General features: G+C 70.5%; 18 protein-coding genes and 1 pseudogene. 12 read left to right on the forward strand and 7 right to left on the reverse strand.

The window, feature by feature from the left end:
• Positions 1 to 77: 77 nt before the first annotated feature.
• A complete protein-coding gene (locus ACO1BR_RS37360; protein ID WP_426799562.1) occupies positions 78 to 608 on the forward strand; it encodes a hypothetical protein in 531 nt (176 codons plus the stop codon).
• Between the two features lie 2,007 nt (positions 609 to 2,615).
• Here the strand turns inward: ACO1BR_RS37360 and ACO1BR_RS37365 are convergent.
• Complete coding sequence (locus ACO1BR_RS37365) at positions 2,616 to 3,470, reverse strand: hypothetical protein (RefSeq protein ID WP_426799563.1); 855 nt, start codon at positions 3,468 to 3,470, stop codon at positions 2,616 to 2,618.
• A 292-nt stretch (positions 3,471 to 3,762) separates the two neighbouring features.
• On the opposite strand from ACO1BR_RS37365, the gene ACO1BR_RS37370 reads away from it, so the two are divergent.
• The gene (locus ACO1BR_RS37370; protein ID WP_426799564.1) at positions 3,763 to 4,608 is read left to right on the forward strand and encodes an LLM class flavin-dependent oxidoreductase; all 846 of its coding nucleotides are present in this window, start codon (positions 3,763 to 3,765) and stop codon (positions 4,606 to 4,608) included.
• A gap of 123 nt (positions 4,609 to 4,731) precedes the next feature.
• Here ACO1BR_RS37370 and ACO1BR_RS37375 read toward each other — a convergent pair whose 3' ends face one another.
• Positions 4,732 to 5,994, reverse strand: coding sequence for a pyroglutamyl peptidase (locus ACO1BR_RS37375; RefSeq protein WP_426799565.1), 1,263 nt, complete (start codon positions 5,992 to 5,994; stop codon positions 4,732 to 4,734).
• Between the two features lie 186 nt (positions 5,995 to 6,180).
• Between ACO1BR_RS37375 and ACO1BR_RS37380 the strand changes: the two genes are divergently transcribed.
• Both ACO1BR_RS37380 and ACO1BR_RS37385 read left to right on the forward strand, forming a co-directional pair.
• Positions 6,181 to 6,378: a hypothetical protein gene (locus ACO1BR_RS37380; RefSeq protein ID WP_426799566.1), complete on the forward strand. Its 198-nt coding sequence runs from the start codon at positions 6,181 to 6,183 to the stop codon at positions 6,376 to 6,378.
• A gap of 42 nt (positions 6,379 to 6,420) precedes the next feature.
• Positions 6,421 to 6,555, forward strand: a complete 135-nt coding sequence (locus ACO1BR_RS37385) for a hypothetical protein (protein ID WP_426799567.1) — start codon at positions 6,421 to 6,423, stop codon at positions 6,553 to 6,555.
• Positions 6,556 to 6,765: 210 nt separating this feature from the next.
• Here the strand turns inward: ACO1BR_RS37385 and ACO1BR_RS37390 are convergent, their stop codons facing one another.
• Positions 6,766 to 7,260, reverse strand: coding sequence for a DUF1269 domain-containing protein (locus tag ACO1BR_RS37390; protein ID WP_426799568.1), 495 nt, complete (start codon positions 7,258 to 7,260; stop codon positions 6,766 to 6,768).
• Between the two features lie 273 nt (positions 7,261 to 7,533).
• Here ACO1BR_RS37390 and ACO1BR_RS37395 point away from each other — a divergent pair, with 273 nt between their 5' ends.
• Entirely contained in the window at positions 7,534 to 8,946 is a 1,413-nt protein-coding gene (locus ACO1BR_RS37395) for a DEAD/DEAH box helicase (protein WP_426799569.1), read from the forward strand.
• Positions 8,947 to 9,301: 355 nt separating this feature from the next.
• On the opposite strand, the gene ACO1BR_RS37400 is transcribed toward ACO1BR_RS37395, so the two are convergent.
• Positions 9,302 to 9,799, reverse strand: a complete 498-nt coding sequence (locus ACO1BR_RS37400) for an Lrp/AsnC family transcriptional regulator (protein ID WP_426799570.1) — start codon at positions 9,797 to 9,799, stop codon at positions 9,302 to 9,304.
• A gap of 99 nt (positions 9,800 to 9,898) precedes the next feature.
• Here ACO1BR_RS37400 and ACO1BR_RS37405 point away from each other — a divergent pair, with 99 nt between their 5' ends.
• From ACO1BR_RS37405 to ACO1BR_RS37420, 4 genes and pseudogenes are all read left to right on the forward strand, one after another.
• Positions 9,899 to 11,110 (forward strand): trans-sulfuration enzyme family protein, encoded by a 1,212-nt coding sequence (locus ACO1BR_RS37405; RefSeq protein ID WP_426799571.1) that lies wholly within the window; start codon positions 9,899 to 9,901, stop codon positions 11,108 to 11,110.
• Between the two features lie 250 nt (positions 11,111 to 11,360).
• Positions 11,361 to 12,344: a patatin-like phospholipase family protein gene (locus ACO1BR_RS37410; RefSeq protein ID WP_426799572.1), complete on the forward strand. Its 984-nt coding sequence runs from the start codon at positions 11,361 to 11,363 to the stop codon at positions 12,342 to 12,344.
• Between the two features lie 1,009 nt (positions 12,345 to 13,353).
• On the forward strand, positions 13,354 to 13,563 hold the full coding sequence (locus ACO1BR_RS37415; RefSeq protein ID WP_426799573.1) for a hypothetical protein: 210 nt from the start codon (positions 13,354 to 13,356) through the stop codon (positions 13,561 to 13,563).
• A gap of 34 nt (positions 13,564 to 13,597) precedes the next feature.
• Positions 13,598 to 13,726 (forward strand): annotated as a pseudogene (locus ACO1BR_RS37420) (SDR family oxidoreductase); the annotation flags it as partial.
• A 215-nt stretch (positions 13,727 to 13,941) separates the two neighbouring features.
• On the opposite strand, the gene ACO1BR_RS37425 reads toward ACO1BR_RS37420, so the two are convergent.
• Positions 13,942 to 14,142, reverse strand: a complete 201-nt coding sequence (locus ACO1BR_RS37425; protein ID WP_426799574.1) for a YbiU family protein — start codon at positions 14,140 to 14,142, stop codon at positions 13,942 to 13,944.
• Between ACO1BR_RS37425 and ACO1BR_RS37430 the strand changes: the two genes are divergently transcribed.
• Positions 14,061 to 14,477: a hypothetical protein gene (locus ACO1BR_RS37430; RefSeq protein ID WP_426799590.1), complete on the forward strand. Its 417-nt coding sequence runs from the start codon at positions 14,061 to 14,063 to the stop codon at positions 14,475 to 14,477. The genes ACO1BR_RS37425 and ACO1BR_RS37430 overlap by 82 nt on opposite strands.
• 301 nt (positions 14,478 to 14,778) lie before the next feature.
• Positions 14,779 to 15,501, forward strand: a complete 723-nt coding sequence (locus tag ACO1BR_RS37435; protein ID WP_426799575.1) for a dienelactone hydrolase family protein — start codon at positions 14,779 to 14,781, stop codon at positions 15,499 to 15,501.
• Positions 15,502 to 15,529: 28 nt separating this feature from the next.
• Here the strand turns inward: ACO1BR_RS37435 and ACO1BR_RS37440 are convergent, their stop codons facing one another.
• Both ACO1BR_RS37440 and ACO1BR_RS37445 read right to left on the reverse strand, forming a co-directional pair.
• A complete protein-coding gene (locus ACO1BR_RS37440) occupies positions 15,530 to 15,688 on the reverse strand; it encodes a hypothetical protein (protein WP_426799576.1) in 159 nt (52 codons plus the stop codon).
• Between the two features lie 336 nt (positions 15,689 to 16,024).
• Positions 16,025 to 16,990: an Lrp/AsnC family transcriptional regulator gene (locus ACO1BR_RS37445; protein WP_426799577.1), complete on the reverse strand. Its 966-nt coding sequence runs from the start codon at positions 16,988 to 16,990 to the stop codon at positions 16,025 to 16,027.
• Between the two features lie 116 nt (positions 16,991 to 17,106).
• Here ACO1BR_RS37445 and ACO1BR_RS37450 point away from each other — a divergent pair, with 116 nt between their 5' ends.
• Positions 17,107 to 18,543 carry an FAD-dependent monooxygenase gene (locus tag ACO1BR_RS37450; protein ID WP_426799578.1) on the forward strand — a complete coding sequence of 479 codons (1,437 nt, stop codon included), beginning with the start codon at positions 17,107 to 17,109 and terminating at the stop codon, positions 18,541 to 18,543.
• Positions 18,544 to 18,838: the final 295 nt, after the last annotated feature.

Here is an 18,838-nt window from a genome sequence, read left to right on the forward strand (position 1 = left end):
CGATCTTCAGCAACGCACGGACATCCTGGCGGTGTTGCCCGGGGACGGCCCGGGCCTGCCGAGGATCGGGGTGTGCCATGAGCGAGCCCATGGGAACGGGTGAAACGTTGCCGCAGGAAGAGCCGAAGGCCGCGGGCGCGGGCCGGACGCGTACGGGTGCGGGCCGCGCCGGCCGGTGGGTGCGCGGCCGGTCGGCGCGCTGGGTCGCGGCCGGGGCGGCCGTGCTGGTGATCGGCGGTGGCGCAGCAGCGACGGTGGCCCACCACCACGGGGGCGAGGAGGGCCACGGCCACGGTCACGACCGCAGGACGGCTGCGGGGGATCGAGGATGGCACGACGGCCGGGACGGCCGTGAGGGCCGCCAGGAGAGCGGGCCGGCCGACCACGCGGCGCCGGGACCGTTGCCGTCGACCAACGCGGCCGACGCGGTGGCCAAGGCATCGTCGGCGGTGGCCGGCGGCAAGGTGGAGTCGCTGAGCCCGGTCGCTGAGCAGGGAGGTGGCCGGGCCTGGCGGGTCGTGGTCCTGGGCCCCGACGGCGTGCGGCACGCGGTGACCATCGACGGGGCCGGCGACACGATCACCGGCAACACCGTGCTGGGCGGCTGACCCACCGACCGGGAGGCGAACAGGGCACCGGTGGTGCCGGGGATGCCCGGCCAGCCAAAGCCGGTCAACGTCACGAACAGGTCCCCCGGGTCGGTCAGGCCCAGCGCGGTGCCGTCCTCCCCGGCGAGATTGCCGGTGCCGGTGCCGGTGTGAGCGGTGCGCAGAATCAGCAGCCGCGCCTCCGGGCCCGCCCGCGGGCTGTGGTCGGCCACGTGCGCGAGGACAGAGCGCGCATGTCCCGTTGTGTCGGCATGGTCAGCAGGCGGGCCCACGGCCGGCCCGTCGTTGTCCGATCTGTGGCCGGTGCGCTGCGGGTGTGGGGAACGGGCAGCGGCGGCGGCCTGCTCGGCGCGCCGCGCCTCCTGCCGCAGATTGACGTCGCCGGTTGCCTCGGACCAGGTGTGAAGGCGGGTGCCTTTCGTTCCTGCAGGTCGGCGAGCACCGCCAGGTCGGGTTCGGTGCGCTGTTGGTAGGCGCGGATTGGTAGGCGCGGAACAGATCTCCGAGCTCGACGAGTTCGTCACGTAGGACGACGGGCCGCAGATCGTGGGGGATGACCCGTTGTGCGATCTTCCCGTGCGGATGGCGGCGCCGTGCGGGAGCGAAGCGAGACTGCGGCACCTGGCGCGGGCCGGCCGCGGGCGAGGAACTGTCGGAGGCCGCGGCATGGCTCGCCGACCGCGGGGAGCAGGCCAGCTTCGCGGACACCCGCCCCGACGGGGCGCCACTCGCCTCCGCCGTCGACGACCGCTGGCAACACGGTGTTCTGCAGGTGCATCTGGACCGGACGGTGGCTCCAGTGTGGGACAACGGCATGGAGCTGGTGCTCGGCCCCATGGTCCCGGTCGACCGCGAAGTCGCGGCAGATTCCCCACGACGAACGCCTGCGCCGGATCCCGCTCCGATCGACCGGTCCGCCGCCACGAGAAGACGCGCTCCCAGCAGACCAACCGGGCAAGCCGGGGGTTGCCAGGGCGTAGTACCACACCGGGGGTGCATCGGTATGGCTCGGGCCTGACGAGGGGGCAGGGTGGGCCGGACATCGCCGCGCCAGTAGGGTGCCGCCATCTAGCGGGGCGGGGGCGGCGACGCCGGAAGAAACGGACAACCGCATGGACTACTGCGTTGGATGCGGGAGCTATCTCCGCGGAGCGGACGTGTGCCCGAGGTGTGCCCCTGCACACGGTCGTGCAGCCACCGGTTACCCCCCACCGCTGCCGCACCCCCTCTACCGGAACGGCGTCCAGCCGATGCCCGAGTCGCCGGTCTACGAGCACACGGGAACGCACGGGTACGAAGGGGGGCCTGAGGCCACGCACGCGTACGAGCAGGCCCAGGCGTACGAGCCCCTTTCTTACGAGACAGGGCCCCTTCCCGAACAGGGCGGCGAGCCCAACGGACCCCGCCCGGCCGATGGAGACCTCGACCCCGACATGGCCACCGGCTTTGGCGCGGCTGAGGCTGCCGGTCCCGGTGACGGCAACGAGTCGTACGCCTCCCACCGAACGTCGGCAACGCGCCGCCGCGGCAAGGCCCCGCGCCGAGCGCGACGCCGCAAGGGCGGCACGACCAAGCTGGCCCTCGGCATCGCGGGTGGGATCGTACTGGTCGGCGTCGTCGCCACAGGCATATCGGGGGAACTGCTGCCCACCGGTCCAACGCACGGCAGGGACACGGATTCACCGGCGTCGGCCACGCCCGTCGACCCGGCCGCCACCGCGCAGCCCTCATCGAGCCGGACCGCGGGAGAGTCGGCTCGTCCGTCGCACGCCGCGAAGCCGTCGGCATCGGCAAGGGACGTCGCCGTCTCCCACTCCGCGGTCCCCGTATCCGCGACCACGGCACCGCCCGTCGCCACCCGACCCACCGCCAAGGAGCCCCGACCAAAGTCATCACCCACCAGCGCGGGGCCGAACCCGACGCCTGCACCACGCCCCACACGGTCGCCGACCTGCTTCCTCTTCTGGTGCTCCTGAGGCGTGTCCGGTAGGTCGGCGGTCGCACGGATCAGGGTTTCCAGGGGAGACGGAGGGCTTCGAGCCCGGGGGTGTTGAGGAGGGCTTCGATCAACGAGGTGGGGCCTGCGACCTTGGTGCCGTGGAGGTCGTAGTCGGTGTAGGTGACCCAAGTCCGGTCTGCGGGCCAGATGTTGGAAGGGCTATAGGCCATCAGGTCGGGATGGTGGTAGAGGTCGCGGGCGTCACCCAGGCGTCCGGTGAGCACCGTGGGGACGTGGTAGTAGAACATGTTCCGGCAGAAGTGGACCAGGCAGCGGGTATCCGGGCCGTCCGGGCTGTACTCGATGAGCACGTCGATCAGCTGGTGCCAGGTTTCCCAGTCGAGGCTGCCCTCGTTCGACCACAGGATGTTGTCCGGCTTCCTGCTCGTCCCAGTGCGGCATGAGTCCAGTTGGTAGCGGTCGGGGTAGGAGCCTTCCTCGACGATCGGGTCGCCGACGCGTTGGGCCAGCTCGGACCAGCGCAGGCGCTGCCAGTGGGGCCTTGGGGGTACGGCCCAGTCCGTTTCGTCTTCGTCGTCCCCGTCGCCGGTGTCTTCCTTACCGGCCGTGGCATCTGCGTTGGCCGGTATGGCCGGGTGCCGCAGGTCCTCGTACATGGCGTGCAGGATCCAGGCGCTGTCGGGGAGAGCCGGCGGTTCGAAGCCGAGGAGGCCGTCGTCGCCGGACAGCTCGGCCAGCCAGCACGTCTCGGCCTCGGCGGAAACGCGCGTCCAGTTGGCGAACACCGCGGCCTCCTCGGATGTCAGGACCCGTGCCGCCCGCTCAGCCTTGTCCTGCGCGAGGACGTCCCGCAGTACGGAGGGCACGTCATGTATGTCGGGAAAGCCGTAGATGTCTTGCACGCGACGATTCTCGCAAGCCCTGAATCCGCCCGAAGACACTGTCAGTGACCCAGGCTGCCGGACCGAACCATCGGACAGGCCCTCAGCGAGTGCCGAGGCCATGTCCTGCGACGGCTGGGGCAGGAGTCGGCCCAAATCGGCTTGTCCCGTCAAACCGGCTCACCCTAGGGTGAGATCACTTCGACGAGACGTTCCCCAGAAGTACGCCGCAGAGCGGGAGCGTCCCACCTCGCTGAGGTGCCGGAGGGGCGGCGGCAGTCTTTGTCGACCCTTCCCTTCGGAGGTTTCCTTCATGAACATCGGTATCGGCCTGCCCATCGGCGACCCCGCCACCCTGCTCACCTGGGCCCGTCGCGCCGACGCCGGGCCCTTCAGCACGCTCGGCCTGCTCGACCGGCTCGTCTACGACAACCCCGAACCCCTGGTCGCTCTCGCCGTCCTCGCGGGCGCCACGTCCCGCATTCGCGTCCAGACCGAGGTGCTGCTCGCCCCGCTGCGCGACACCGCCCTCCTCGCCAAGCAGGCTGCCACCTTGGATCGGATGACCGGCGGCCGCCTGGTCCTCGGCATGGGTATCGGCGGCCGGGACGACGACCACCAGGCCGCGGGTATCGACAAGCGTGCCCGCGGCCGACGTCTCGACGAACAGATGGCGGTCATGCGCCGCCTGTGGTCCGGCGAGCCGTACGGCGGCGACGTCGGCCCGATCGGTCCTGAGCCCGCCCGGCCCGGCGGTCCCGAGGTGCTCTTCGGTGGCTTCCAGCCCGCCGCGATCGAACGCGTCGCGCGCTGGGGGGACGGCTTCCTGGCCGCTGCGGCGCCCTCCTGGGCAGGCGGCCTGTTCGACACCGCACGCAGGTTCTGGAGGGAGTACGACCGCGACGGCGAACCGCGCATCGTCGCGCAGGTCAACGTCGCGCTCGGCCCTGACGACGTGGTCCACGACGCCCAGGCCAACATGCACGCGTACTACACCTTCACCGGCATGGCCGACCGGATGGTGGCCGGAATGCTCACCACGCCGACCGAGATCCGCGATGCGATCGCCGGCTTCTCCGACCTCGGCGCCGACGAGGTCATGCTCTACTGCTACGGACTCGACCCGAACCAGGTAGACCGCCTCGCCGATGTCTTGTGACGTGGCAGGTATGTGACCGGGATGCTTTCCCTCAACCGCACTGCTGGTCTTCGCGCTTCTGATTACCCGTCTAGGAGCCGTGGCTTCTGGTGAGGGATGACGGGAACGCGGGCGGGGGCGACGTCACTTCAGCGCCGTGTTCGCCGCCACCGTCAGGATCGACCGTAGCTGCGCGATGATGTCCAGCCGGTTCCGCACGAACTGCGGATCCGTGATCTTTCCGGTCGCCGGATCGGTGTTGCCAGTGCCGAACTGGAGCACCGGTGTGTGCACGTGCCCGCCTGGCAGCGTGTCGTGCAGGCCGAGCCGGTCGCGCAGCAGGGTCGCACGGTAGGCGATCTCATTGGAGAGGTAGTTGCCGCCGCCGCCCTCACGGGCCGTGGAGCCCGGGGTGGGGCCGTCGGGGCGTACGACGGGTTCGGTGCTCCCTGCCGGGACCTCGGTGACCTCGGTGTGGTCGTAGCCCGGGAACCGGCCGGTGTGCGCGGTCACGATCGCCTTGTAGGGGAGGGTGGTTGTCGTCCACTGCGGCCGCGTGGCCGGGGCGGCGACCGGGATGGTCCCAGTGCTGCTGATGTTGTCGTTGTCGGGATAGCCGCCGCGCCAGGCCCCGTTCGTCCGCTCGACGTCGAAGCGGCCCACCCGGCCCTGGCTCACCGTCGTGTACAGGTCGACCTTCGGCAGGTACGGCGCCAGCGTCCGCTCCACCGTCCCCGCCGCGAAGTCCTGCCAGCGCACCGGGAACGTGACGGCCTCGATGCGGGCCGGACCGGAGTTGGTCTGGATCACCGTCCCGTCGAGAGCGAGCGCGGCGGCACCGGACGGGTTGGAGATCCTGATGTCCTTGTCCAGTGTGAACGGGTCGAAGCCGGTGACGAGAATGCGCTTGATGCCCGTGGCGCGCGACGGGTAGCGGATGTCGGTCTGGCCGCGCGAGGTCCGCTCCAACTGGCCCAGCAGGTTCGAGCGTTGCGCGTCACTGAGCCCGAAACCCGGCTCCCACGTGCGCACGTCCCGCGTCATCCCGAGCCGCGCCCAGTACAGCGGCCGGTCGTCGTCCCGGCTGAGGCCGCCGCCCGCGGGGCCCCGCCCCTGCGCCCGGTCGACGGCGCGCCGCCACAGCGCCGTACCGTCTCGTACGACGACGCCGCGGGCCTGCTCAAAGGAGTGCGTCCGGGTCAGGTCGCGGGCGAAGTCCGGGGCCACGGAGTCGAATCCGGAGCGTCGCAGTATCTCCTGCGGTGCCGCCTTGTCGAGGCGCTGCTCCTCGACGGTCGCGGTCGGGGCGCCCTGAGCGGCCCGAGCCGCCGCCGTGGTCGCGGGTGCCGCCAGCCCCGCCAACAGGGCCATACCGAGGATGCCGATCCGAACACGTAGGGAATTCAAGGGACGTGGGGTCCTTCCGTCGCTGTGGGGGCGCGCGCGTAGTGCTGGACCGCTGCAGTATCGCGTGACGGAAGTGGTCTACGCCATGGGGGTGTGGCTCAGGGGCCTCGAACTCATACTGCAACCAGTGGAGATGGCCCGCCTTCACCCTCACCATCACCGTCACCTCGACGGTGAGTTCCGCTCTTGATCCGTCGGCGCTCCAGCGGCGAGGCGGCTCGCGCCGAGGCCGCGGTCGCGCGGCACGAGGACGACGTCCCGTCCGCACCGGTGGCCCCGGTCGCGCTGCCCGCGCCCTGCCCGGCCGCCGTCACCCCGGCCCCGGAGCCGGAGCTCGCCGACGTCGATCAGGAGTTGGTCCTTGAGGGCCTCACCCGGGAGTAGGTCCTGGACTGGCGCAACCGCGCCGCCGTCGCCCATCAGCTGGTGTGCGACCACGGCGACCGGTACGGCGCGTCCTCGGCAGAGCGCCTGTTCACCCGGGCGTTCGTCGCGCAGGTACAGCGCCTGTCCCGGCTCGGGCACCTGGACCTCGGCTACACCACCTGGAGGCCGGCATGAGCGGCGGCGAGATGCCCGGGGCCGGCACGGCCGGGGTCGCGCTGCGGCCGCGATGGCGGCTGCGCGGATGTTGAGATCCTCAGCCGGTGGCAGCTCGGCCACGTGCTGTGGCGCTCTGCTTGGTGGCGTCGGTAGCACCACGCACGAGGCGAGGCTGTCGGTGGGTTTGGGTTCTGCCATCGGCCAGAGCCCTGCAGAGCTGAGCCCGGCCTAATGCCTCAGTGCGATGGCCTCCTCCACTTCCTTGCGGATCTCCCTCGCGGGATAGCGCGCGGCCGTCCCGTAAGGGGCGAGCAGTCCGTCGATGAGTGATGGATCGGCCTCCACCAGTTCGGCTACCAGCACGGTGCTTCCCGGCGGCACTTCCGCCGCCAGCATCTCCAGCGCCGCGTTGACTGCGGTCGCCTCGCGTGCGTCATGGGCGCCGCCGATCAGCCCGCCCGCGCCGAAGCCGATCATGACGCCGAGCGGGCCGCCAAGGATGCCCAGGAGCCCGCCGATCAGGCCGCCGACGGCGAAGGCCCGGGCGGTGCCGGTGGTGTCGACGGCGTCGGGGAAGTCGAGGACGCCGTCGGCGTCGCGCGCGACGACCGCTGCCTCGCGCAATTTCACCTCGTCGTTGGCGTGCGCCTGCCGCAGCGCGTCGAGCGCCTGGTGGCCGGTCTGCGGGTCGTCGACGTTCAGGAAAAGGATGTTGTCGTTCATGATTTCCACTGTTGGCGCTCCCGGCCCTTGGCGCACCCCGGCGGGGCCCGTCATGCCGAGTGGGCCGGTGCGTTCAGCGGGCTGTGTGCACGTACTGGCGTCGAGTGGTGACCAGCGCACCACAGCGCCGGGTCGAATTGTCACTTTGTGTTAGCCTCAAATGTTTGGACGGCTGTGACGGCTGGCGATTCCGTCCGTGCGATTCCCCTTGTTCGTCGGCTGCTGATTCCTGCCGGGCCTTCCTCGGTACGTTCCCTATGCGGAAGGCTCTTCATGAACCACCCGGACCGCCCCGCCACCTCGCACGGCGACCTCGCCCGGCCAGGGAGCCTCGCCCCAGCGGTGTCCCCGGTCGCCTTCACCGACATGAAACTGCCGGCCGAGGTTCTGCGAACGCTCACGGAGCTCGGCGTGCGCGAGCCCTTCCCGATCCAGGCAGCCACACTGCCCAACGCCCTTGCGGGACGCGACGTCCTGGGGCGCGGGCGCACGGGATCGGGCAAGACGCTCGCCTTCGGCCTGCCGCTGCTCGCACGGACGGCCGGGCGGCGCGCGGAGCCGAAGCAGCCCCTCGCCCTGATCCTGGTGCCCACCCGGGAGCTGGCCCAACAGGTAACCGAGGCGCTCGCGCCGTATGCCGACGCGCTCCGGCTGAGGATGGCCACGGTCGTCGGCGGCATGTCGATCGGTCGGCAGGTCGCTGTGCTGCGCGACGGGGCCGAGGTCGTCGTCGCCACGCCTGGCCGCCTGCACGACCTCATCGAGCGCGGGGCCTGCCGCCTGGGACGGGTACGGATCACCGTCCTCGACGAGGCCGATCAGATGTGCGACATGGGCTTCCTGCCGCAAGTCACCGAGGTGCTCGACCAGGTGCACCACGACGGCCAGCGGATGCTGTTCTCGGCCACCCTGGACCGCGACGTCGACCACCTGGTCCGCCGCTACCTCCACGACCCGGTCGTCCACTCGGTCGACCCGTCCGCGGGTGCGGTCACGACGATGGACCACCATGTGCTGGTCGTCCACGGCCCCGACCGGTACGCCGTCACCACGGAGATCGCCGCCCGCGACGGCCGCGTACTGCTGTTCCTGGACACCAAGCACGCGGTCGACCAGCTTACCCGGCATCTGCGGGCCAGCGGAGTGCACGCCGCTGCCCTGCACAGTGGAAAGTCCCAGCCGCAGCGCACCCGGACCCTTGCTCAGTTCAGGAACGGCCAGGTCACCGTCCTGGTGGCGACCAATGTCGCGGCCCGTGGTCTGCACGTCGACGACCTCGATCTCGTGGTGAACGTCGACCCGCCCACCGACCCCAAGGACTATGTGCACCGTGCGGGCCGCACTGCCCGGGCCGGTGAGTCCGGCAGCGTCGTCACGCTGGTGCTGCCGGGCCAGCGGCGGGAAATGAGCCGGCTGATGGCCGGAGCCGGCATCGAGCCGACGATCACCAAGGTGCGCTCGGGCGAGGCGGAGCTGAGCCGGATCACCGGAGCCAAGGCCCCCTCCGGCATCCCGCTCGACGGGGGGCCCGCCGCACCCCGGCCCAAGAACTCCAACGCCCCCTTCCGTGGCCTGGGCACCAGCAAGGACGCCTCCCGCGGCACCGGCGGCAAGTCCCGCAAGGCCAGCGAGGCCCGCAAACTCGCCGAGGCCCGCAAGGCGGCTCGAGTGCGGCGCGGCGGCTGAGAGCCACTGCCCTGATAGCGGCACGTTCCTGTTCACATGCTCCCGGTGGTGTTCGACACAGAATGCGGGGGCGGGCATCAGCGGGAGCGGTACGAGTCGGGTCGGTGTGGCCGGAGCCGGCGGGCGCGCGTGCGCCTGCTGCTCGGGGCCGAGCGGTCTCCGAAAGCGGGGGCTTGCGGGGACGTGCCCACTGCTCCGCCGTGCAGCATCAGCAGTGTGCCGGCCGACCTCGCTGCGGGCGACGGCCTCGTCTTCAGAGCAGGTCAGGACCTCGACGCGTTGCTTCCGTCGCAATGGTGCCTCGACAAGGCGGGTCCGGGCAGTGAGCTGACGCAACCCTGTCGCCTGCGAGGGTTCAGCGGTCCAGCACGCCGCGGCCGTCGCGAACCTCGAACACCAACTGGGTCTCCGTCTGCCGCACCATCGGGTGGACGGTCACGTGCTCCAGGATGAGGTCTCGTAGTTCTTCCGGGCTTGCCACGGCCACATGCAGGAGAAAGTCGTCGGTGCCACCGACGTGAAGAACCGTCAAGGCGCCCGGCACATTGACCAGCCTGTCGTACAGGGTGCCGACGTGCTCGCGGCTGTGGCTTCCCAGACGAACCCTGATGAGGGCGTGAATGGGGTGGCCGAGTGCGCCGAGATCGAGCCGGGCGTTGATGCTCGTGATGACACCGGACTCCCGCAGGGCGCGTACTCGGTACGCGCAAGTCGACTCGGCGACGCCCACCCGGGCCGCGAGCGCGGCGTTGGTCATCCGGCCGTCCTCCACGAGCGCGGCGAGGATAGCCAGATCGGTTCCGTCGAGAGTCGCCGGAGTGGGTTGCGATTTCTTCGGCTGCTGACTCGCCATGAGCCCTCCTCTTGGTAAACCTGCGGCGATATTGGCTCATGCCTATGGTTTCCACAATGACTATTGCAGATTATTGTGGATCGCTTCACTCTCTGGGCCATGACTTCGTCGTATCTGCAACTCGACTCCCTTGCCGTCCACGCCGGCCGTGAGGACCTGGCAGATCTCGGCGTCCACGCACCGCCCATCGACCTGTCGTCGACCAGTCCGCTCCCGAGCATCGAGGCCGGCGGCCTGTCCTACGAGGCCATGGCCGGCGGAGGGACGCCGAACGCCGAGGGCGGGGCCGTCTACGCACGGCTCTGGAATCCGACCGTGGCGCGATTCGAGTCGGCTCTCGCCCAGCTGGAGCACGCCGAGACCGCCGTGGCGTTCTCCTCGGGCATGGCTGCGATGACCGCGGCAATCCTGGCGACCATGAAGGAGACCGGCCGCCGGCACGTCCTGGCCGTCCGCCCCCTCTACGGAGGGACCGACCACCTGCTGGCCTCGGGCATCCTCGGGGCCGAGGTGACCTACTGTTCGGCGCCGGACGTTGCCGCCACCATCCGCCCCGACACGGCGATGATCGTGCTTGAGACGCCTGCCAACCCGACCCTCGAACTGGTCGACATCCGCGCCGTCGTCGAGGACGCCCGCGGTGTCCCCGTCCTCGTCGACAACACCTTCGCGACGCCGATCCTGCAGAACCCCATCGACCTCGGTGCCGCGATGGTCCTGCACAGCGCGACCAAGTACCTCGGCGGGCACGGCGACGTCGTCGCCGGCGTCATCGCCTGCGGCCAGGAGCAGGCATCCGCGCTGCGCCGGGTCCGCGCCGTCACCGGCGGCCTGCTCCACCCCCTCGGCGCCTACCTCCTGCACCGAGGGCTCGCCACGCTTCCGGTTCGGGTACGTGCCCAGCAGGCGAACGCTCAGCGCATCGCCTCGTGGCTGAAGACCCACCCGAGCGTCGCCCGCGTCTACTATCCCGGGATCGAGGGGGACCCACAGGGACTGCTCAGCCGGCAGATGAAGGGCACCGGGGCGATGATCTCCATCGATCTCCGCGGCGGGTACGAACAAGCCGAGCGCGTCGTCTCGGCGACCGGCCTGTTCACCCACGCGGTGTCCCTGGGCGGTGTCGACTCGCTGATCCAGCACCCCGCGGCGCTGACGCACCGGCCCGTCGCCCCCGAGGCCCGACCCGCCGCCAGCCTGGTCAGGCTCTCCGTCGGGCTCGAGGATTCCGAGGACCTGATAGCCGACCTCGATCTGGCCCTGGCCACGCACCACCCGATTCCCGTGTCCGCGGGCACGTCCCACGCGTAGACCGCCTGCCGTGCTTCCGGCCGGAAGCACGGCGGGGAACGGGGCGTGCTCGTAGACGCCGCCGAGAAACCCGCCCGTGCCCAGGGACTGTTCACCCGCGCCTTCCTCGTCGAGGCCGGCCGCCCGTCGATGGTGACCGGCCGGGGCGCCGCGCTCGTCGACATCTCCCCTCAGCCTCCGCGCCCGAACGAACGTCACCGGCGCCGTGCCGTGGCTCAAGTGGCCGCCAGGCCGTGCCGACGAACTGGTCATGTCTCAGCAGCAGGACAACAAGGTCGACCTGGTCCTTGAGGGCGGCGGCGTGAAGGGCATCGGACTGCTCGGTGCCGTCCTGGAGCTGGCGGACGCAGGCTACAGCTTCCCCCGAGTGGCCGGAACCAGCGCCGGTGCCATCGTCGCCGCGCTCGTCGCGGCCTACCAGCGGAGCGAGAGGGACCTGCACGAGCTTCAGGAGGTGATGGACACCGTCGACTACGCCCGGTTCGCCGGGGGTCCGCCGCTGGAGCGCCTCACCGGGCCGCTCGGCCAAGGTGTCGAGGCGCTGCTGCACGGGGGCGCGCACTCCAGCGACTACCTGGTGAAATGGCTCGGCGACGAGCTGGACAAGGTGAACGTGACCACCTTTGCCGACCTCGCCATCTCCTGCGAGGACGACCCCTGCAGTTCACTGGCTGACTATCAGCGCTACTCCCTGGTGGTGCACGCGAGCGACGTGTCCCGCCGCGTCCTGGTACGGCTGCCCTGGGACTACCCGGAGTACGGCCTGGAACCCGACCGGCAGGAGGTGGTGCAAGCGGTACGGGCGTCAATGTCCATCCCGTTCTACTTCCGGCCGGTCCAGATCAGCACCGACCGCGGCACCGCTACCTGGGTGGACGGCGGACTGCTGTCCGACTTCCCGATCACAGTGTTCGACCGGACAGACGGCCGCGAACCCCGGTGGCCCACCTGGGGCGTGAAGCTGTCCGGCCGGCCCGAGTCGAAGCCGGACCGTCCGGTGAAGACGGTTCTGGGCATGGCTATCGGTTGCCTGGAGACGGTCAGGGGCGACTGGAATCGTTACCGCCTCCAGGACGAGGGCGTGGGCCGGCGCACGATCTACGTCGACACAACGGGCATCTCCGCCACCGACTTCGGGCTGAGCCCGGACACCCGCCAGCGTCTGTTCGCCAACGGTCAGGCCGCTGCCCGGCTGTTCCTCGCCCGCCATCGGTCCCGGGGCGCGAGTAGTTGAGGCACGGGGATCCTGCTGAGCTCGTCCATGCCGCAGCGGGTGGAGCGGCGCTGGTGGGGGAGTTGGGCCACGTGCTCCCTCCACCGCAAGGGGGTCGAGGACCGCGAGGGCCACTGGCTCGATGATGTCGCCGTGTGGCTGCCGGCCCCCACCGCGTGCGCGGGTCGGTGCGAGGACGGCTGGCACCTCACCCGGCGCCGCGCACACCCGGCGCCGGGTTGCAGGTGGCGGCCGTGCCAACCCCCGTACGGCACGGCGATGATCGCGGTTCCTGCTCTGCCTTACCCACCGTGATGCACGTCGATGTAATGGCGATGAAATTCTGTTCGTCTGCGATCACACAGACGCACGTATCAAGGCCGTCTCCGAGCGCGCGCCGGACATTGCGAAGTGGTTCGGCCCGCCGTGTGGAGCGCTGCCCTCCAGCCTCCATGACCGTGGGTTCAGCGTCACCCGACGCCGACAGGGTGGGGCCGGTGGGCTGGGCTGGCGATCCGTCAAAGCTGCTTGCGGCGGGCTGCCGGGGCGCGCTGGGCGACGTCCTGGGCGACGGCTCGATGCCGTGGCGGGCGTATCGCTCCAGGGACCGGATGGAGGCGTAGCGGGAACGGGCGGATCGATCGCCGGCTCAGTGGCGACGGTCGACGTCGGTAGGCGCGCCCAGCTCCAGGCGGAGTCCGTCTCAGATCGGCGGCGCGGCCGCGAGGGGAGGACAGCACCCACGAGGTGTCGGCCGAAGGAGCAGACAGCCGGGGGGACTTGCGTCTAGAGTTCGTATGGCACGGCCAGCTTGGCTGGCTGCGACGGGAATGGGTCCGACGTCCCTTTCGGGCGTGGTTGCCATGGAATTTGGCACTGCGTCAATCGCGACAACTTCACACGCGGCCTGTACGTCGGCAGGGCCTCAGTTGATCATCCGTCACGAGGGTGGTCGGCCTGAGACACCTGCCATCCCGCATGCGGTTTGCACTCAGCTCGGCCACCCTCCATCCGCGGGAGGGACCCGAGCGTGGAGCTGCAGATCGTCCTGGTCATTCTGGGCGCCGCTGGCGTTGTGTCCGCTTTTCTGTTCGCCTTGAAGGGCCTGCTCGACCAGATTCCCGATGTGATTCGTTCGTGGCGCCGCGTCGTGGATGAAGCCCGACGGTCCCACTCTGATCACGGCTCAGAGCCGGGGGGACAGCACCCGCCGTCCGCGGGCGTCGACGGATCGTGTTGAGGGGTTCGGTGGGGTGGGCGGCCGTCAGGGCGGGTCCCGGACCCCGCTGGACCGCGCCGCCGATCCGGACGAGTTCGCCCAGTCCGCCGCCTGGCTCCCCGGCGACCGCTCCTCCTACGTCACCGGCACGGTCCTCCGGGTCGACGGCGCCATGCGCGCCTGAGAGACGGCTGCCAGCAGGCGGAGGATCGAGGTGCCGGGGGCGTGAATGCGCCTGGGAATCTGGGCGAGTTGCCCCGGACCGTGGACTGATCCGACCAACGACCTCGGCATACCGACCACCGCCGGCCGGGCCTGGCGAAAGGGGTCGGCCAGCCCTCTGGGGGTACGCAGACGACAGGGTCTGCCCGGCGGCGCGTGCCCGCGAAGGGGTTCGCCTCAACCGAGTCCGATGCCGCGCCGGCCGGTCTCGTTGAGGTCGTCGAGGGTGCAGCGGCCGGTCCAGTTGCGCTCGTGGTGTTCGGCGGGGAAGTCGCTGGGGCTGGAGCCGGTGACGAATGCCTCGCGGATGTCGGCGGCGTAGCGCCGCGATGCCGCTGGCGGAGGTGTTCGCCACTCTCGGCCTGCGCCGGCCCGCATCGATCGCCATCGATGTCGCGGCCCAGCGGTCGGCGATCGCGGGCGACGACGTACCGGCGCACCGGACACGGACCGCCCTGGCCCGAGCGATCGGCGGCGTGCTGGCAGCCGCCGTCTCCCTCGCCGACCCCGAGCTGATCGTCATCGGCGGCGAATGGGGCAGCCACCCCCACATGATGGCCGCGATCGACCGGCACTTCAGCCGCAGCCCGCGACCGGTCCGCCTCGCCGTAGCCGAGATGACCGCACCCGAACCGGCCGGAGCACGCACCCGCGCCGTCGAAGAACTGCGGTCCCTCGTAGTCCACTCCGCGCACCCTGCCACCGACAGCTGACCAGAGCCCTCACAAACGGCCAATCCGCGCAGTTCCTCGCCTCTCCGGGCCAGAACGGACAGCGCACAGGTCCCATGCCCGCCTCCAGGCGAGTGGCGCCGTGGCGTCCGGCCACGGAGCCTCCGTAAAAACCTGTTGGCGGGCCACGGCGACCACTGCTACTTTTCTGGAGGCCGTGCGAGAGAACGAGGAGGTGGTACCCGTGAACGCAGTATCGACATGGGTGCTCCCCTCCGGGGTCACGGTCGGACGATAGGTCGTCCGGGAGCGCCGTTTCTGAGCACTCCCGAAAGGCACGACCATGCACTTCACTTCTGAACGGCGCCTCGACGACGGCGTCCTTGAGCGCGAATTCACCCTCGGCGAGATCCCCGGCACCCTGTGGACGCCGGAATCCGCCGTACCGGCCCCGCTGATCCTGAAGGCCCACAACAACGGCCTGCCCAAGGGGGAACCCCGGCTGGTGGCCCGCGCCCGGCACACCGCGGCGTCCGGCTACGCGGTGGCCACCATCGACGCCGCCGGGTGCGGGGACCGGCCCCGTTCCACCGCCGACGAGCAGGCTCGCGCCGACCTCCGCCGGGCGATGCAGGCAGGCGAGCCGGTCGACGAGATCTTCGAGTCCTTCATCGGCCCGCTGGTCGAAAAGGCGGTCCCGGATTGGCGGACCACCCTGGATGCCCTCCTTGAGCTGCCCGAGATCGGCGGCCCGGTCGGGTACTCGGGGTGGACCGCCGTCGGCATCCGCCTGGCGGTGGTCGAGCCGCGCATCGCGGCAGCCGGTTTCTTCGCCGGGGGTTACGTGCCCCGCGCCCAGCGCGAGGAGGCCCGGCAGGTCACCATTCCGCTGCTGTTCCTGCTGCAGTGGGACGACGAAGGGAACCCCCGGCAGCGGGCCCTGGACCTGTTCGACGCCTTCGGCACCAAGGAGAAGACGCTGCACGCCAACATGGGCGGGCACGTCGGCACCCCGTGGTTCGAGATGAAGGACGGGGACCGGTTCTTCGGCCGGCACCTGAAGTGAGGCCGGGCCGCCAGGCCGACAGCAGACGCTAGGCGCTGTCGGCCAGGACGCCGCTCATCGAGGACAGGCCCCGGCCCTCCTCGATGGCGGTGGCCGGCAGATGCACCACCGCCCCGATCGCGGCGGTACGGCCATCGGCGGTACCGGCCGGTCGGGGCGGCAACGACCACGGGTCCGGCGCGCTCACGACGGTGTCGTGAGCGGTAGGGAGACACCCAACTCGCCAACCGAAACGCTCGTTACCTTGTTGGCGGGTTGGTTCCGGTCCTTCGTACGATCAGTCACACCGTGTTGGTGAGCCGAAGCTCGATGGGTGTCACCAAGGCAGCGTGTTGTCACCAGGGCCGTCGGAGGGAGCAGCCGGGCTGACCGGTCGGGGCCGCTGTGCAGCCAGGCGGCCGGCACAGCGCCGGAGCCGGTGACACCCACCGTGCTTCGCTCGCTGCCGGTGACAGGTAGCGCGCCGACCTGGTGACAGCAGTGCGCTTTGCGCGATGCGAAACAGCAGGGGGCCGGTCGGTTGCTATGTCCGGTTCCCTGCCTGCTTGACGGTCCTGATCACTGGTGCCGTTTCGACGTGTGTGATGGCGGGGAGTGCGGCGACCCGGGTGGTCAGGTACCGGTACAGCTCCCGTTGGTTCGTGCACACCACGCTCGCGTACAGGTTGGTCGGGCCGGTCGTGGCGGCGGCGAACGCGATCTCCGGATGCCCGGCCAGCGCCTGACCGGCCTCCTCCAGGTGTGCGGGGGCGACCGAGAGCCAGAGCAGGGTTCGGGCGTTCACGCCGAACATGCGCCAGTCGACGTCGATGTCGAGATAGAGCAGGCCGTGTTCGCGCAGCTCCGTCATCCGGCGCCGGACCGTCGTCGGCGACCAGCCGGTCGCCGCGGCCAACTGCTCGAACCCGGCCCGGCCGTCGGTGGCGAGCAGGGCGAGGAGCCTGCGGTCGCCGTCGTCGAGCCGCACCGGTCCCCGTCGATGCGGCACCGGAGGCGGGCGCAGTCGCTCGATCGCCTCCGCGTCCAACGACCCGAGTTTTCCGACCAGGTTGTCCGGGCCGCCGTAGAAGGCGTGCAGCACGGAGTGCGCGGTCACGCCCTCGACGCGCGGGGTGCGGGGGAGTTTGGCCAGCAACAGTGCCTCGCTGTCCGCCTCGCTCTCGGTACGGACCACGCAGGTGATCTCGGTGCCGCCGGAGCTGAGGCTCACCCATGACGTGTCGGGGCGTCTGGCGAGCGCCTCGGCGACCGGGAGCGACGCTGCGGGCGCGCATCGCACCCGCAGGAACCACAGGATGGCGCCCAGTGCGGTGGGGTCGACCCCGCCCAGCACCCGTACCGCCCCGGCCGACCGCAACCGGGCGTACCGGCGGGCGACGGTGCGATCCGACACGCCGAGAACCTCGGCAATGGTGCTGAACGGGGCACGGCCGTCGATCTGCAGGGCGTGCACGAGCCGACGATCCAGCTCGTCGTAGTCGGATTCCACCGAACCGAGGTTAGGCGGCGTCAGATACCAACGCAATCGAGCCGGTTTCTGGCTCGGGCGGCTCGGCCGGCGGAGCGTTGCTTCTGTCCTGATCGACACAACCAGAAGGAGAGTCCATGGACACCGATGTGCTCATCGTCGGCGCCGGCCCGACCGGAATGACGCTGGCCAACGAACTGCTGATGGCGGGGGTGTCGACCGTGCTGGTCGACAGGCTGTCGCAGCGCAGCGACCTGTCCAAGGCAGGCGGCGTGCAGTCCCGCACACTGGAGGCGCTCGACCAACGAGGGCTGCTGGAGCCCTTGTTGGCCACCGGAGATCACCCCGTCACCACCGGCCACTTCGCCGGTATCCCACTCCCGCTCCACTCCAACGGGCACCGTCTGCCCTGGCGGTCCGTGCCGCAGGTGGTGATCGAGGGGTTCTTCGAGCAGCACCTCGCCGCGCACGGCCTCCATGCCCGGAGGGACCACGAACTGGTCGGCCTCGCCCAGGACGACAACGGTGTCACCGCGACCTTCGCCAACGGCGCCACCCTCCGCTCCCGTTACCTCGTCGCCGCCGACGGAGCCCACAGCACCGTACGGTCGCTACTGCGTGCCGGGTTCCCCGGTCAGCCCGGTACGTTGACGATCACCGCCGCCGACGTGCGGCTGGGCGGCGTCGATCCGTCCACGTCGCACACCTGGAACGAGGACGGGCACTGGGCGGCACTGTTCCCGCTCGGCACCGATCCACAGGGCAGGCAGCTGCGTCGACTGGTCCTCGGCGGGCCGGGCCAGTCACTGCCGAGGGAGGTCCCGGTCACCGAGGACGAAATCCGCAACGGTCTGAGCACCGTGTTCGGAACGCGGGTGCACCTGCGGGAACTGCGCTACGCCCGACGTATCACCAACGCGTCACGGCAGGTCGAGCAGTACCGGCACGGGCGGGTGTTCCTGGCGGGCGATGCCGCCCATGTCCACCTTCCACTCGGCGCGCAGGGCATGAACACCGGGATGCAGGACGCGCTCAACCTCGGTTGGAAGCTCGGCGCCGCCGTGCACGGCTGGGCACCGAAGGACCTGCTCGACACGTATCACGCGGAACGGCATCCGGCCGGGGCCGCCGTATTGCGCAACGTCCGGGCACAGAGCCTGCTGATGGACTGGGCCGGCACCCGTGATCCGGAGGTGCTGGCCGCCCGAGAGATCTTCACGGCCATGGCCCAACTGCCGGACGTCCAGCACTATCTGGCCGACCTGATGTCCGGGATGGCCATCCGGTACCCGATGCCGGGCACCGAAACCCATCCGCTCGTCGGCCGGCCCGCACCGGACCTGGGCCTCGGCCCGGCTCGGGTGCACGAACTGCTGCGGTCCGGGCGCGGCATCCTGCTGGACCCGGCCGACAGGTTCGCCAGGGTCGCCGGCCCCTGGTCGGACCGGGTGGACCGGGTGGGTCAGGGCGCCGATACCGAGCCGATGCTCATACGGCCGGACGGCTACGTGTGCTGGGCAGGCGCGGATGACCTGGAACCGGCGCTCGCCCGCTGGTTCGGCGAGCCTCGCTGAGCCGACGATCAGGAAGCCGGCCGTCGTGGAGAGGCTGGTGGTCACCAGTGGGCGCCGAAGGTGACAACTACCGTGCTGCAAGCGTAGGGGTGGTTTGCCGGGCGGGCGCAGGCTCGCCGACATAGCTGTGAGGTGGCCCTTTCCTTGGACGGCCCGGGCGAGTTTTGAACGATGGGTCCTTGGCGGCGCTTTCGGGGCTGCGATCGGACGATTCGGACGGCGGTACGTACGCCACGGGCCGCATCACGGTGGGGCCGGGACATCAGTTGCGGGTCTTCGTCGGGGAGGGCGGCAA

The organism is Streptomyces sp. YGL11-2 (genome assembly GCF_050054615.1).
In the GTDB taxonomy this organism is placed as follows: domain Bacteria; phylum Actinomycetota; class Actinomycetes; order Streptomycetales; family Streptomycetaceae; genus Streptomyces.